This window comes from Granulicella sp. S156 (assembly GCF_009766105.1).
Taxonomy (GTDB): domain Bacteria; phylum Acidobacteriota; class Terriglobia; order Terriglobales; family Acidobacteriaceae; genus Granulicella.
This window is the reverse complement of sequence record NZ_LMUH01000001.1, coordinates 131,579-145,647: the sequence shown is the minus strand read 5'-3', so window position 1 is coordinate 145,647 and position 14,069 is coordinate 131,579. Positions and strand designations below refer to the sequence as shown.

The 14,069-nt window shown below is 51.4% G+C and carries 23 protein-coding genes; all 23 read left to right on the top strand.

What is annotated here, in order from left to right:
• A complete protein-coding gene (locus GSQ91_RS00750; protein ID WP_158819340.1) occupies positions 1-732 on the top strand; it encodes a hypothetical protein in 732 nt (243 codons plus the stop codon).
• On the top strand, positions 729-1,652 hold the full coding sequence (locus tag GSQ91_RS00745; RefSeq protein WP_158819339.1) for a hypothetical protein: 924 nt from the start codon (positions 729-731) through the stop codon (positions 1,650-1,652). Before GSQ91_RS00750 ends, GSQ91_RS00745 begins: the two co-directional genes overlap by 4 nt.
• Positions 1,653-1,680: 28 nt before the next feature.
• Positions 1,681-2,445 carry a hypothetical protein gene (locus GSQ91_RS00740; RefSeq protein ID WP_158819338.1) on the top strand — a complete coding sequence of 255 codons (765 nt, stop codon included), beginning with the start codon at positions 1,681-1,683 and terminating at the stop codon, positions 2,443-2,445.
• Between the two features lie 450 nt (positions 2,446-2,895).
• Entirely contained in the window at positions 2,896-3,486 is a 591-nt protein-coding gene (locus tag GSQ91_RS00735; protein ID WP_158819337.1) for a hypothetical protein, read from the top strand.
• A gap of 241 nt (positions 3,487-3,727) precedes the next feature.
• Positions 3,728-4,096: a hypothetical protein gene (locus GSQ91_RS00730; RefSeq protein ID WP_158819336.1), complete on the top strand. Its 369-nt coding sequence runs from the start codon at positions 3,728-3,730 to the stop codon at positions 4,094-4,096.
• Between the two features lie 30 nt (positions 4,097-4,126).
• The gene (locus tag GSQ91_RS00725; RefSeq protein ID WP_158819335.1) at positions 4,127-4,636 is read left to right on the top strand and encodes a hypothetical protein; all 510 of its coding nucleotides are present in this window, start codon (positions 4,127-4,129) and stop codon (positions 4,634-4,636) included.
• Positions 4,637-4,692: 56 nt separating this feature from the next.
• A complete protein-coding gene (locus GSQ91_RS00720; RefSeq protein WP_158819334.1) occupies positions 4,693-4,893 on the top strand; it encodes a hypothetical protein in 201 nt (66 codons plus the stop codon).
• A 66-nt stretch (positions 4,894-4,959) separates the two neighbouring features.
• Positions 4,960-5,451, top strand: a complete 492-nt coding sequence (locus GSQ91_RS00715) for a hypothetical protein (protein WP_158819333.1) — start codon at positions 4,960-4,962, stop codon at positions 5,449-5,451.
• Positions 5,414-5,755 carry a hypothetical protein gene (locus GSQ91_RS00710; RefSeq protein ID WP_158819332.1) on the top strand — a complete coding sequence of 114 codons (342 nt, stop codon included), beginning with the start codon at positions 5,414-5,416 and terminating at the stop codon, positions 5,753-5,755. Before GSQ91_RS00715 ends, GSQ91_RS00710 begins: the two co-directional genes overlap by 38 nt.
• Positions 5,756-5,769: 14 nt before the next feature.
• The gene (locus GSQ91_RS00705) at positions 5,770-6,279 is read left to right on the top strand and encodes a hypothetical protein (RefSeq protein ID WP_158819331.1); all 510 of its coding nucleotides are present in this window, start codon (positions 5,770-5,772) and stop codon (positions 6,277-6,279) included.
• Positions 6,276-6,647 (top strand): hypothetical protein, encoded by a 372-nt coding sequence (locus GSQ91_RS00700; protein ID WP_158819330.1) that lies wholly within the window; start codon positions 6,276-6,278, stop codon positions 6,645-6,647. Before GSQ91_RS00705 ends, GSQ91_RS00700 begins: the two co-directional genes overlap by 4 nt.
• A 358-nt stretch (positions 6,648-7,005) precedes the next feature.
• The gene (locus tag GSQ91_RS00695; protein ID WP_158819329.1) at positions 7,006-7,572 is read left to right on the top strand and encodes a hypothetical protein; all 567 of its coding nucleotides are present in this window, start codon (positions 7,006-7,008) and stop codon (positions 7,570-7,572) included.
• 14 nt (positions 7,573-7,586) lie between these two features.
• Complete coding sequence (locus GSQ91_RS00690) at positions 7,587-7,754, top strand: hypothetical protein (RefSeq protein ID WP_158819328.1); 168 nt, start codon at positions 7,587-7,589, stop codon at positions 7,752-7,754.
• 214 nt (positions 7,755-7,968) lie between these two features.
• Positions 7,969-8,466 carry a hypothetical protein gene (locus GSQ91_RS00685; protein WP_158819327.1) on the top strand — a complete coding sequence of 166 codons (498 nt, stop codon included), beginning with the start codon at positions 7,969-7,971 and terminating at the stop codon, positions 8,464-8,466.
• On the top strand, positions 8,463-8,948 hold the full coding sequence (locus tag GSQ91_RS00680) for a hypothetical protein (protein ID WP_158819326.1): 486 nt from the start codon (positions 8,463-8,465) through the stop codon (positions 8,946-8,948). The genes GSQ91_RS00685 and GSQ91_RS00680 overlap by 4 nt, the downstream gene beginning before the upstream one ends.
• A 316-nt stretch (positions 8,949-9,264) precedes the next feature.
• The gene (locus tag GSQ91_RS00675; RefSeq protein WP_158819325.1) at positions 9,265-9,771 is read left to right on the top strand and encodes a hypothetical protein; all 507 of its coding nucleotides are present in this window, start codon (positions 9,265-9,267) and stop codon (positions 9,769-9,771) included.
• 186 nt (positions 9,772-9,957) lie between these two features.
• Positions 9,958-10,566 (top strand): hypothetical protein, encoded by a 609-nt coding sequence (locus GSQ91_RS00670; RefSeq protein ID WP_158819324.1) that lies wholly within the window; start codon positions 9,958-9,960, stop codon positions 10,564-10,566.
• A 104-nt stretch (positions 10,567-10,670) separates the two neighbouring features.
• On the top strand, positions 10,671-10,841 hold the full coding sequence (locus GSQ91_RS00665; RefSeq protein ID WP_158819323.1) for a hypothetical protein: 171 nt from the start codon (positions 10,671-10,673) through the stop codon (positions 10,839-10,841).
• A 25-nt stretch (positions 10,842-10,866) separates the two neighbouring features.
• Entirely contained in the window at positions 10,867-11,178 is a 312-nt protein-coding gene (locus GSQ91_RS00660) for a hypothetical protein (protein WP_158819322.1), read from the top strand.
• Between the two features lie 132 nt (positions 11,179-11,310).
• Positions 11,311-11,916 carry a hypothetical protein gene (locus GSQ91_RS00655; protein ID WP_254064295.1) on the top strand — a complete coding sequence of 202 codons (606 nt, stop codon included), beginning with the start codon at positions 11,311-11,313 and terminating at the stop codon, positions 11,914-11,916.
• Between the two features lie 229 nt (positions 11,917-12,145).
• On the top strand, positions 12,146-12,646 hold the full coding sequence (locus GSQ91_RS00650; protein ID WP_158819321.1) for a hypothetical protein: 501 nt from the start codon (positions 12,146-12,148) through the stop codon (positions 12,644-12,646).
• Between the two features lie 61 nt (positions 12,647-12,707).
• Positions 12,708-13,238: a hypothetical protein gene (locus GSQ91_RS00645; protein WP_158819320.1), complete on the top strand. Its 531-nt coding sequence runs from the start codon at positions 12,708-12,710 to the stop codon at positions 13,236-13,238.
• A 249-nt stretch (positions 13,239-13,487) separates the two neighbouring features.
• The gene (locus GSQ91_RS00640) at positions 13,488-13,976 is read left to right on the top strand and encodes a hypothetical protein (RefSeq protein WP_158819319.1); all 489 of its coding nucleotides are present in this window, start codon (positions 13,488-13,490) and stop codon (positions 13,974-13,976) included.
• Positions 13,977-14,069 lie beyond the last annotated feature (93 nt).

Sequence of the window (14,069 nt, the reverse complement as noted above, 5' to 3'; positions counted from 1 at the left end):
ATGGCTACAGAAGAATCATCGTCCTCGGAACCGTTTTATAAGCCACAGGTGCCAGCTGACCAGGTGTTCAAACCGCATTCAGTCAAAGTTCCAACCAAACCACACAAGATGGATAAAGACCATGAACCGCCCAGTTTAGGTCTCCTGGACGCCAACAACATGCCCAATGCAACCGCTCTCGCTTCTATGGAGCCAGGGATAGACCAGACGCTGGTTCACGGCGAGCAAACGATACGGATCGAGGGGCCACGCAGCATCCTGATTTTGAAGGACGAAACGCGCGAGATAGTGGAAAAACAAGATCAGGTGGTTCATGGTGAAACTACCCTGGTGTATGAACATGGCCGAAACACTGTCGTCGGCGATCAGGACGAGCTTACGGTAAATGGCTATCAGGAAATTTTTGTAACCGGCGAAAGCGAGGAGACATACCTCGGCACACACGAAGTAAATGCGCCTATGGAATTTGAGAAAAAATGGTTGGAAGCCGGCGCGACCGGTGCGGAACTTAAGTTTCTCGGTATTGGCGCCTCGGTGATTGGTCGCGAGCAGGAAATTAAGATGTATGACGAGAAGGAAGGCATGTACCAGATGGTCATGAAAGGCTTCCACGAACAAGCTGTTGGCCAGAAGGGTGAGGCCAAAGTTATGGGGAATAAAGTTGGCACTCATGCGGATGCGAATATCAAAGTGAACCCCGCCCCTGAAGTTGGTACGACCCATATTCCATGACGGATCAATCCAGCCCTCACAAGGAAGCCGGCGCTACTGAACCTGCCAGGGCCAGCCGGCTATCGAAGTCCGAATATGCACCGTGGATACAGGCCGAGACGCTGGTGGACTGCGGGCTGTTCTGGCTGCCCGTATCGGGCTTTCCTATGACTCACGACGAAAAAGCCTGGCTGAGCGAATTTGCGCGCCGGATCGGTGAGCGTTTCGAGCAACGGGAAAAATTGCGGACTGAGATATTTTTACAATTCAAAACCCTCGTGGACGACTCGTTGAATGCCTTTATTCGCTACCGTCAACGCTCATCCACACTGATAGGCTTGGGCCGGTACCCCAACGCCCAACTTCCGCCCATGCCGACCGAGCAGCAGATTCGTGAGATGCGAGAGCGCAAAGAACCATTTGACTACCGGGAGTGGGTAGGTGATTACACTTATTGGTTCATCATGAAACAACCGGAAAAACAAAGAGAACTATTTTCTGGCCTGGGCGGCATGACTACTATATTTCTCCCGCCAGACCCAAAAACCCGAGCACCGAAGATGCCTTTCACTCCGAAGCTGCGCGCGGCACATCCGGTGTTTCAGCGTTTCGACGTTGACGCTGCACATCAAGCGTTGTACTCCATGGGTGATGCTTTTCTGGAAAAAAGCAAGAAGATGTTCGGCGACGGACTTCAAGATAGCTTGCAATATGATGGTTTGGCATTTGTGCTGCCATTACTAGACACGGGCCACTTCTTCGCCGCAACGGCTGAACAGCGCGCAGAGTGGTTTCAATTGTTCGGGGGCTATTTGCGGGAAAGTCCGCATGACAAGGGAATACTTTTTGCTTGTAAGGATGATCCCGCTGAGGTGTTAGCGCCCGTAACAGAGTCGATGAAACAAGATGGATTGAGATTCCCATTGGAACTCCATGCATAAGTCCATACCGAATGCCGAAGCGAAGCACTTGCCGCATATCAAGGCACACATGCGCTCTCTACCGGATCCATGGGCATTGCTATCCATATCCGTGCAGGAATTTCCTGTACCGGATGAAGACCGGCCCCCACTCATCGCTTTTCTACGCGGTCTACACCAGATATTAGTCGGCCAGTCTCTCGCGAGCGATGTCTTCATGCAGGTGTGGAAGGTGCGTCCGGAAGCGGGTTCCGAGATACTGGAAGAGCATATGGGGGAGATGGCCCTTACGCGCGGCATAGGGATCTGGCCTGACCGCGAACCCCCAAGTGGATGGACGACCGAAGCTCTTAGCGATGCATCAGCGGGTTTATTTAATGGCGAAGAGATGAGCCTTCCATCTCACAGACTATTGCGCCTAGGTTGCGCCGAACCTCAGCGGCAGGACATTGCTGAACTTCTGTATTGTCAGGGGGTATCCATCCAGATGTATGCCACCGCACCCTTTGAAGAACTCGAGCAACAGGCGCGTGAAACCTATCTCCCAACTATCAAAGAAAAGCGGTTTAAGCGGGCTCGTTTTTATATGCCTGTCATGGACAGTGCAAGTTTTGCCGCTGCTCAGAACAAGACGGAGTTAGAAAGATGGTTGTGTGGCGTCCAGGTCTATATTCGCGAAAGCGGAGAGGACAAAGCCGTACTGATCGCGTCGGCACTTCCGCTCGGCGATCTTGCCGAACGTGCCGCTGCGGTCGCTGGTATAAAGCTTACTCTCGAGTCACTGGACGGCAAGGCGACCCGGAACGACCGGTGATTCTGATTCCGGTGAGCGCCGAGGAGGTAATACGTGGGTAATTACGATGATCGGGACGGATATGAAGTGGCACAGGTCGCGATCACGCGCTTTCTGCACGGTGACGCTCCGTAGACAGTTGCGTGGCCAGCAGTGCTCGAACCTCAATGGAGATCATAGGGTGAGGCAATCGACTGCAAATCGTCGATCAGCCAGGGAACGAGACGATTGTGCTCGCGACCCCCGAATCACACGTCGATCACACACTCTGAAAAACTGGATGGAACAGGCAGAACCATGTTGACTCTTCAATCGGATGGAGACATGACTCTCGCAGCTCCTAACGGGCGAGTGCATATTATTGCAAAGATGTACACCAGAGAAGTTGGAGGGTAAATGCTAAATGCTCCGCCCCCAGGAACTGTTACACCTTCATCCTCTGAGAAGCTGGACGCGATGAATTCAGGAGGCATGTTGATCGCCCGAGGCATTGCCATGCTTGTCGTGCTCTCTTTGGTATGCGGTTGTTTTATGTTAATCCCCTATACCTATCGACTTTTTACCAATGCATGGGCCGCTCCTATGGTGCATGGGAAGAGTAGCTTCACGGGGACGTGGGTCGGCACCCTATCTCCTCCGCCCGTTACGGCCCCGGACCTCGGTCCCAGTCCGTACCTGACAGAGAGAAATCGAATCGACAGTGCTAACGATTATGAGCTCAGAAAAAGACAGGCCAAAGCAGATGTTCGTGTCGTAATGCTGGACATGTCCCTGGACTTTTTCAGTCTGGGCTCTGCGAGATTGCGGGGAAGGGCGCAGATCTGCGACTCACGAGGCCGAACGTCCAGCTTTAAATACACCACATTCAATGTGAGCAATCAGGGGATGGAGCTCATGTTGTACAACGATACGCAGAGTGAGGGCGGCCATCTCCAATCCACCTATGATGGCAATGTCCTGAAGACCGAATTTCACGATTTCGATCTCGATATTCATGGCGAGCTACATCGAGGTGGCAAGTCAGACTTTGATCAACTCTGTGCCGCAATCATCTCTCAATAACAAAACAATACTCATTGAATTTACCCGGGAAGGAGTGTTTCTGAAGGTCATGAAATCGCCATGACACAGAATGTCGCCACTTGTAGGGTGAATTCCAACATATAGGAAGTGGTATGGGCCCTGATCTTCAAATTGTTACCAATTCGAGCCATCACTTGGTGGTCTCTAATCCAGAGATGTTTTTCTGGCCGGGGACTTACATTTTTGTCGTGTTTGAAATCATCGCATCTGCGACTGTCGCATGGATTTTACCAGTAAGCGCGCGAAATATTCGTGTTTGTTCTATCTGATTCCACTTACCGGAATCCTGATTCTCCTGTTCGCCTTTGGCTGGACCAATATTCTGGATATCGATTGGGATGCGGGGACGGCCGTTTCCACCAACCGCTTTCTGCTTGGCTTTTCCAGAGCCCGCACAATGACAACCGGGAACATCGAACACGCCATCATTGAATATGATCGAATGGGTCCACGCATTGCGTTAGCTCTCAAAGGGGAGGATGCGAGCAAATTCATCTGCACAGCAATCTTAATTGGCGTGCTTGAACTAGGAATGTCATTTAAACCCAACGCGCTGCCGCGGCCGACGCCAATTACGCCGCCTGACTAAGTTAAATTCGCGACAGGCTGGAGCTACAAAATGTTGCTATCATCTGCTATTCGTGTCGTGCAGAATACCCCTACCGAATTGACAGTAATCATCCCACCCGACCGTACCGGCGCAGTCGCTCTATTTGTGATGTGTATTGTCATGTTCCTGAGGGCGTTGGCAATCGCAGGCACTCGCAAGTACTCAGCAATCTTTGTCGCGCTGGCTGCATGCGGCGGTCTCATTGGTGCAATCAACTCATGGCGAAACCATATTGAGATTAGCGTGTCGCGTGCAGCAGGTGCTGTAACGGTGCAAAAGACCGGATTTTTTGGTCAAACATCGCAATCTTATCCTCTCGGCGAGGTTAAAGCGGCCGCCGTGAACGTAGGTGACGCTGGCACGAAGCAGATTGTGCTAGTACTCACTTCTGGCGAGACTGCTTACATTGGTATCTATGAGCAGCGCCAAGGCTATGAAGTGGCGGTCATTGCAATGAACGAGGTGCTGACAAACCAGAACGTAAGGGCCGCCTGCGTTGGGACTCTAACCTGCGGATGAATCAATTGGAGCGACGGGAAGGCGCTCGTATCATCAGTCGCAATGGATCGCGCTGGATGCCGATGTTGACCGCTGGCGTGTGGCCCGATCGCGAGTCTCCTGAGCCACTGAACGCGGAGGACTTCTATAACCTGGTGCCGGGCGTGCCTATGCGCGAGCCATATTTTCACCTGATGCGTGTAAGCGCACCCAGCGAAGCTGCTCGTCTTGAGGCTACGCGCTCCGTTTCGAATCGTCAGGCGATATTCACTTCGTAGCCGCAAATCGCATCAGTTTTAAAAGTAAGTTTTTCTCACGGGAGATCGGCTAACGCAGGGGGGTATATGAAAGCAGTATTTCTCGGACTTGTGCTTCTTGCCGTCATTGTCAGTGCATTTCTATCTTTCAAGACGACACCCAGCGGTCCCAGCATCGCCGGTGATTGGGTCGGCGTTTGGGATGTACAACCACTCGGCAGAAAACAAGGCGAGGTCGAAGCAGGCTATGGCAATTCCGTTGTGGAGTTGCATCTGAGCCGCAATCTCTTCACCATGTTGCACCGGTATAGTGGAACAGGCACCATTCATCCAGGCAATGGGCCCATCCAGGAGTTTAAGGTTATCGACGTCAGTGTGTTCCCGTCCGGGCAGTTCGACGGGTTTATGGTTGGCACAGGCGAAGCGAAGCAAGATGGAGGAAGTTTCGGCGGCACGTTCAATGGGACGACCCTCACCATGAAAAGCGTGAGTACCCATACCATGGAAGCCCAGATGCAAGGAGTTCTGGAAAAGGGCACTCATGCCGATGCGCTGGCTCTTTATAAGCAGTTCAAGTAAAAGGAGACTTCTCGATGATGGGCAGCAGGCGGCGCCCAGATTCGGCTATTTTGGCGATGACGTGGAACCTAACAACGTGAAGCGCATTCTGACCAAGAGCGGCAACCGCATCCAGATTGTCGATAACGAGGGTCAGGAAACGATCACTGTGGCGACGCCTGGCAAGACTAAAATTTCCCTGACGGAAAAAAACGGACAGACTAACCAGCCGCTCATCAGTTTCGAATCGTCAGGCGATATTCACTTCGTAGCCGCAAACCGCATCAGTTTTAAGAGTAAGTTTTTCTCACGGGAGATCGGCTAACGCCGGGGGGGTATATGAAAGCAGCATTTCTCGGACTGGTGCTTCTTGCCGTAATTGTCAGTGCATTTCTATCTTTCAAGACGACACCTAGCGGTCCCAGCATCGCCGGTGATTGGGTCGGTGCATGGGATGTTCAAACGCTCGGAACAGCATCTGGGGAGCCAAAGGCAGAGCGAGGCAACGCGGTTGTAGAAATCCATCTGCGACGGAATATTTTTACCATGCTGCATCGGTATAGCGGAACTGGTGTTGTTCATCCCGTAGACGAACCTAGTCAGAGCTTCAAGATTCTCGATGTGAATGTCTTTCCATCGGGAGAATTCAATGGCTTTATGGTGGGGGCGGGAAGTGCGGCGCAAGATGGAGGTGAGTTTAGCGGAACATTCAACGGAGCGACACTAACATTCTCGGGAAATCGAACTCATACGATGAGTAATCAGATGCAAGGAGTTCTGCAAAAAGGCGATCATCAAGCTGCTGAGGATCTTTACCAGCGGCTAACGGAGGCGAGTAAAAAGCCATGAGTGCTGAATTTACAGGGAAAAAAGCGGGTTCATCTCCTACATTTAAGGCTCCCCAGACGCTCACCAAAGAACATGAAGGTCGGACGGATGCTGCGGCCCCCATGTGGGGAGTGCTCGTGCCTGCCGCTATCAGCATGCCCTCCGCGGCGGCGGACACGCTGCCAGGTACTGACGTGAAGCTTGTGCGCGGCGACATGGTCGAGTGGGTCCAAAAGGACAAACACGTCAACATTCTGGGCAATGAGAACCGCGATGTCATGAAGAATCAGACGGAAACAATCCACGAGATGACCGCCGTCCTGAATGTGCATGAGCGACACGTTACAGTGGGAGTCATAGAAGAACTGAGGGTTAATTCGGTGACATGATACCCATTCACTATGCTCCAAGGAGGTAATTTAGGTGGGTAATTATGATAATCGGAATAGCTATGAAGTGGCACAGATCGCGACCATGTGCTTTCTGCAGAGAAACTCTCTTCGTAGACCATTACCTAGCTAGCAGTGCTCGAACCGTGGGACGATTACGCTGTCGAGCGCATCGCAACCTTCACCTCGAGGAGCAGGCGTTTTATTACAAGCGCACCCACTTTTATCCGTTGCCCTCCCCAGGGCAAGCGGTAGTTAAAGGATAAGCATGGAGCCATCGTCCCCTTCCGTTACCCCTAAAAACCCGGGTATTAGCGTGTCCTTTGAATTCCTCAGATTCTTTATAGTTGTTTTCATCTTGGGAAGCCTCATTCTTGGCGTTCCTTATGGTCTGCGCCTCTACCGCAACTCCTGGGCTGCGCCAGGCTTGCATCCCGACACGGTGTTGACAGGCGAATGGGTAGGCACCCTGAGACCGCCCAGTCGCCCCGCCCCGCCCGATTTTTCACCCAGCCCGTTCATCGCCGAGTCCACTCGCCAGGAAGGCATACGAGAGCTTCGTCAGCAGAAGCAGGATGACTTTGCTAACGTTCGCGCCATTTTTATCAGTACCTCGTTGGATCCATTTCACATAGCTTCTGCCTCACTGCGCGGCTCCGTTACGATGTGCGGTCGCGACGGCAAACCAATCAGCTACGCTTTCACCACAAACCGCATCTCCAACGCTGGCATGTCTCTTATCCTCTACAACGACACCCAATCGCAGTTCGGTAATCTCGATGCAACTCTTCATGGAGGTGTCCTCACAGCCGACTACCACGGCTTTGAGCCGCACCTGCTGGGTGACCTGCGGCGAGGATCACGTCAAGACTTCGAACAGGCCTGCACGAGTCTGACTGCGTCGGCACAACAACCGGCGCGATAGCGCGGAGCAATCTCATGGGAAAAGCTTTTGAAGCTACGGTCAAGACCGCTACCAACGAACATAGCGGCAACGAAGACAAGAACGGCCCCGACTACGGACGTCCGTCCGCCGCTGGCGGGTGGTCTGCTCGTAACCTGAGCATCGTGGGTGCCCCATTTACCACGGTTTCATGTCGTGAGTAGGATGAAGAGAACCTGGAATTGGTAGAAACGAAATCGGAGGAAAGGACATACTCTCCACTTCGAACATTGTTGATACTCCACTCGCGACGATACAACCATCGCGAAGCGGGGTAAATACGGGGTAATAGGTATCGTGTCCCCGTATTTACCAGTATTTACCCATGGGCTGATCGAACTTGGGCAGGCTGTCCTAATTTAACTCGGAGTCTCACTTATGCCATCTTGGATTCCTTACTGGACCTTTTACACCGTCCAATCAGCGCCGGAGAAGCTTACTGTTGTTGCGCCTCCAGATCTTGTCTGGTTTGTATTGATGACAGCTGTTTTTTTGGCGGTATTTCTACGAAATTTGTTTCGTGATTGGCGCGCGGGAACAACGACTCCATTGGGATTACTTTTTATCGCTATTTTGTACATAGTTTTATTCAGCCTGATTGGCAGTCATGGCTCCATTGCTTTAGACCGCAAAACACAGACGGCAACCGTGCATGAGGTGCACATCTTTTTTATTCCAACAACAAAGACTATCCCGCTTTCGCAAGTACATGGGGCAGATATTCACTATGCACCAGGTTCTAGTCATCTCGTCCTGGAGACAGATAGCCCAGAGGACTATAGCATCTCCGGGTGGACGTCGATGAGCGGGCAAGCGAAGGCGGCGAATACCGTAAATGACTTTCTCAGAAACAACGGTTCGAGCCAATCCCGATGAAAATGACTCTTTTTGATTCCTCATACCAAGTGATGCACCTCACAGGTGGACAACTCCTGATTAACAGCCCACCGGATTATGGTTTTGCGCTTCCATTTTTTGTTATAGGTCTCGGATCGGCCGTTTTTTTCTTGTATCGTGCATACCGAGGGCAAACACTTTGGCCACTGCTCGGCATATTGATTTGGTGTGGGCCCATCTTCATCTGCATGATGATGGTTCTTCAGTCCGGCAGTGTCACGCTGGATCGAGGTAATGACGTAGCGATCCTACACAAGCCGCGATTCTTTTGGCACTATGATGTGACGATACCTCTTAGTTCGGTGCATTATGCAGAAATTAGATCCAAGCGCAGTAGCACCTACATTGCATTGGTATTGAACGGCGGCGGAGCGGTTGGGTTTGCGAACTCGAGCGATCAGGATGGCCAGGGTCAAGCTGCAGAAGCAATTAACAGGTATATCGGCGCGACTGTACGATAGCTGCTGTTCGAACCGATAGTTCTTTCGCTCCGTTTGTATACACTCAGATTGCAGCATGCTGGCTCCATCGAATTAGGTTGCACAGAGGCAATTGAAGATATTTCTGTGTATTGGCTGCCTGTGTATCAATTCCCGATCCCCCCCAGCACAGTTGCGATGGATTCTTGAATTTAGTCGACTGTTGGATCTTGAGCTTGCGAAAGACGGTCTAAGGCCATGATGAATGATGCAAGGGAGATATCTCAAAGCTCCATTGCGAACAGGCGCATGTGGCTTGAATCGAATGGATTACAGGGAACTACCTGGAGGCTTCACTATGTCCTTAACTCGTCGTCCTGTTCTTACGTTGATTGCTGCCATCGTCATTGGCTGGGTTGTGTGGCAGCCGGTGCGTGCGTTGCTGTTTGGCGGACGAGTCTTCAGCAAGGGCGCGGCGGGGGAATGGGTGGGCACGATGGAGGTGGTCTATCCTGTGCAGCCAGCAATAGAGAAACCACCTGCAAGACGAGCAGTTATTCACTTCAAACTTGGCGTTACCGACAGCTTCATGGACGAGTATGGTGGGCCGGGTGAGTTGACGATTGCCGGGCAACCTAAGGCAATTCAATTTCGTATTGGGGCATTCAGGCTGCATACGCCAGATTCTAGGGTGAGTACGGCGTTCATCGCTCCCGGCTTTCTCGATACAGGACTGAGTGAATGCGCATTCACGGGCGATAAAATAACGTTGTTTAGTGATGAGTCACAAGGCGCTAATTTCACAGCTAATCTGCACCGCGGCACAGTTGAAGAGTATCAACGGCTTGTCTCCGACTTACGCTGATAGTCCGATAGAGGTCAAGCTTGAGGCGGGGTAATAGGTATCGTGTCCCGTATTTACCAAGGATACAGCCGCCAAAGCTGCAGTGAAGCCCGCGTCTGTGGAAGCTGGCGCTACTGAGGGTCATGAAGTCGCCATGACACAGAACGCCGCCGCTTATGGCGTGAATTCCAACATATAGGAAGTGCTATGGGGCCTGATCTTCAAATTGTCACCAATTCGAGCCATTACTTGGTGGTCTCCAATCCAGAGATGTTTTTCTGGTCGGGGACTTATATTTTTGTCGTATTTGAAATCATCGCATCTGCGACTATCGCATGGCTTTTACCGGTCAGCGCGCGAAATATTCGTAATTTGTTCTACCTGATTCCACTTACCGGAATCCTGATTCTCCTGTTCACCTTTGGCTGGACCAATACTCTGGATATCGATTGGGATGCGGGGACGGCCGTTTCCACAAACCGTTTTCTGCTTGGCTTTTCCAGAACCCGCACAATGGCAACAGGGAGCATCGAACACGCCATCATTGACTATGATCGCACGGGGCCACGCATTGCGTTAGCTCTCAAAGGGGGAGGAGTGGTACTCCCTCTCGGGACTATTTCCATGTTCAAGCCAAGTCAGTATGCGGTAGTGGAAGCCATTAATGATGGACTTCGTGCGCGCGTACCGAGATCTTCCACCGATGCTCCCTCCACTTCAGCGCCCCATACTCAGGACCTTGGGGCCGAAAAGATGCTCGAACAAGGGCGAGAGTTCGAGCGCAAACTGAAGGATAACCGTGAAGGACGACCATAACACCATGATGGATGATGCAAGGGAGGTATCTCAAAGCTCCATTGCGGACAGGCGCATGTGGCTTGAATCGAATTGATCACAGGGAACTACCTGGAGACTTCACTATGTCCTTAACTCGCCGTCCTGTTCTTACGTTGATTGCTGCTATCGTCATTGGCTGGGTGGTGTGGCAGCCAGTACGTGTGTTGCTGTTTGGCGGACGAGTCTTCAGTAAGGGGGGCCGCTGGGGAATGGGTCGGGACGATGGACGTGACGTACCCCGTAGGCCCAGGTGAGGATAGAGCGCCAGCGAAGAAGGCCGTGATCCACTTCAAACTTGAGAGTACGGACGCATTTATGGATGAGTATAGCGGTCCTGGCGAGATTACGGTGGCTGGACAACCCAAGCCTATATCTCTTCGAATCGTTGGATTCAGGCTACATACACCAGATCCCAGGGTAAATACGACGTTCCTCGCTCCAGGCCTTGTCGATGCAAGGCTGAATGAATGCACCTTTAATCCAGACAAAATTACCCTTCTTAATGATGGACCGGAAGAGGTGAATTTCACGGCTAACCTGCATCGCGGAACTATTGAAGAGTATCAGCGGCTTGTCTCTGACTTGCGCTGACGGTCCGATAGAGGACAAGCAATATTGTGTGCTGGTTCTGCGGGAATGATCTAAGACCGGGGCCAACCCCGGCACATACAGAGTCACACGTTTTCTCTGAAGATAGGTTAATCTCCGTAAAGAGCATGGTGTGTGAAAGTTGGACTGGAGCAAATCATGTGGCAAAGAATTTTGGCGGGTTTTCGCGCTGTCGGTGGTGGCATGGGATCAAAGTTGCTGTTTGTGGCTGGGGTCATTGCGTTCTTTGCGTTATGTACTCTAGTTCCGCGGATACGTGCAGTAAGAGCGTCTGACAGTATGTATGGCGACTGGATGGGCATAGTCTCGATCACGAAAAGTGTTCCGAAGGGTAACCTGGAGGACAACACGGAATCGCAAGGGACTGCCGTCATGCGAGTGAAATTGTCACCGGTTTGGTTTTCATTTCTTGATCGTACCGAGTCCACTGCTGTACTCATCGACGCTGACGGCGTGCGGCATACTTTTGGTATCTCTGATTTAGCTGACGGTTGGGCGTTTAGAAAACGCCGGAGCTCTACGCAGTTGCTGGCTGGTGGAGCTGACGAGACGATCATTGGGCGATGGAATCGTAGCTTTCCAGACTTTGTACTGAAATTCGATGATTTTGGAAACAACGAATTCTCTGATGGTACGACGTATAGAATTAGCGGCTCGTTGAAGCGCGGCGATGACGTGACGCTGCAATCTCTCGTTCAAAACCTGAGTAGCGCGCGCTGACAACAAAGGGAGATGACTATATCAGATGAGGTCTCTGCATCAGAATCGCCATTCTATAGACTGGTGGAAGATCTGCTAGTGCATTTGCGAACCATCTCGAACACACTATGGCTGGACAATCACCTAAGCAGCATTCCGCCTTCTATAGGGGCACCCACTTCTGCGGGAATGATCTAAGACCTGGGCCCCGCCTGGGTGACCTAGTGGCGGTTGGAAGGAGAACGTCAAATTGCGATCGAAGATTGGATGGGTAGTGGTGGTTCTGGTGGCGATCGTCTTATGGGCACCTGTGAGAACCCTGCTCTTTGGCGGCAAGCTTTCCTACAGCGACACACCAAAAGGAGAATGGCTCGGCACCCTCGACATCACCGGCGGCTATGATTCCAAGACCATGGGGGATACGCCCGGGCCGCATACGCATGCGGTGCTCTACTTCAACCTGGATGTGACGGATAGATTCGAAAATCAATACGGTGGACCCGGCAAGCTCTTTATTCAGGGAGAAACGACAGCTCGCGACATCAGCATCAAACAATTCTGGCTGAGTGACGATGGTCACGCCTCGGTTTATCTGGTGAGTAATCCGCATCTGGTAGATCGGTTCAAAGGGCATTATGCGAACAATGTCCTTACCTTGTCTCAACCTGACCCCGACGATTTACAGTTCCAGGGGACTTTTCACCGCGGGACGAAGCAGGACTATGCCAACCTCATACAGACGCTGAAATAGTTCGCAAGACAATCTATCCAGCTCTGGAAGGGCAAGGCTATATCCTAGGGGCATCGAACGGATGAATTTCTTCAAGACATATCAGGTAAGTCGTACATCCGCGGACCAGTTGATCGTGGTGGCGCACGTTGGCTACGTCTTTCTCATCATAGCGTTCTTGTGTTTCGGCTTTGCTGTGCGTAACGGTTATCAAGCGCAGAAGGCAGGGCAAAAATCTCTGTCAAAAGCCCCCCTGGTTTTCATGGGACTTTTCTTTGTGCTTCTTTCTGTACCCCATGGGCGCATGGTGTTTGACAAGGGCAACGGCACATTTACAGCGGATCGGACGCATTGGTATGGGATCACGGACCACACCGAGGCCCCTTTGGGCGATGTCGTTGCGGCTCGACTCAACCAGGCAAATACGACATATCAACTCTATGTGGTGCTGAAGCACTCCGATAAGCCAGTCGTGATTTACGCGCTGGATAGTGCTGTAGGTCAAGACGAGGCTGCAAAAACGATTGATCGGTTTCTCGAGGAGTACACGCCGCCGAACGAGAAGACGGGATCGACGGACGGGACAGCGTCGGATGAAAGCCTATCCAGGTAAATGTTTCGAGCATTTTCCCGATTAATGTGAACCGAATGAGCTCGCGTCAGGTAGGGGATTAGAGGGCTATGACCGAAAGAGCGAATGTGCGAAAAGTATCTCCAGGCCAGAGCGCGAGGACCGCAAAGATGATGATCATTGGGGTGAGACAGAATCGTTCCGTTCTGCTTCCGCTGCTTCTGGTAGCAGCGCTGTCTACCTACGGTCTATAAATTTCTGAAATAACGTTATATATGTGGAGTTATAGGAATGCCCATAAATATTATGGGCACAGTACGGGTAGTACAAAATTCACCCGGTAGTTTACAAGTACATTTTCCGCTGGATTATCTTGGGGCAACACTCCTCTCTTTGGGCACATTGTTTGTGATTTTTATGACGGTTGTATCGTATAACCGAAAAGGAAAATTTTCTTGGATCTGCATACTGTTATTGCTGATTGGGTTGTTTTTTACGCTTGATACTTTTGCTTATCGTGGGACGATTACGCTGTCCAGCGCATCGCAAACATTCACCCTTGAGGAGCGGTCCTTTTATTACAAGCGCACCCACTCCTATCCGTTAAGCTCCCTGGAGCAAGCAGTAGTTAAAGCAGGCCGTGATCAGAACAAAGAAATGGCGCTACTCACGTCGTCGGGGCTGGAGATCTCTGTTGGAAATGGATATTCCGCCAGAGACGGTATGTTCCAGGCCGCCAATGCGATCAATGCCTTCCTTGCCCGAAATGTACAAAGATGAGCCTATTTTATGGCCTTCTATATAAGTGTCTGAAATAGCAGTGCATTTTTTTGTTACAAAAAATGGCTATAAGTATGTAAATGCTTAAAGAAC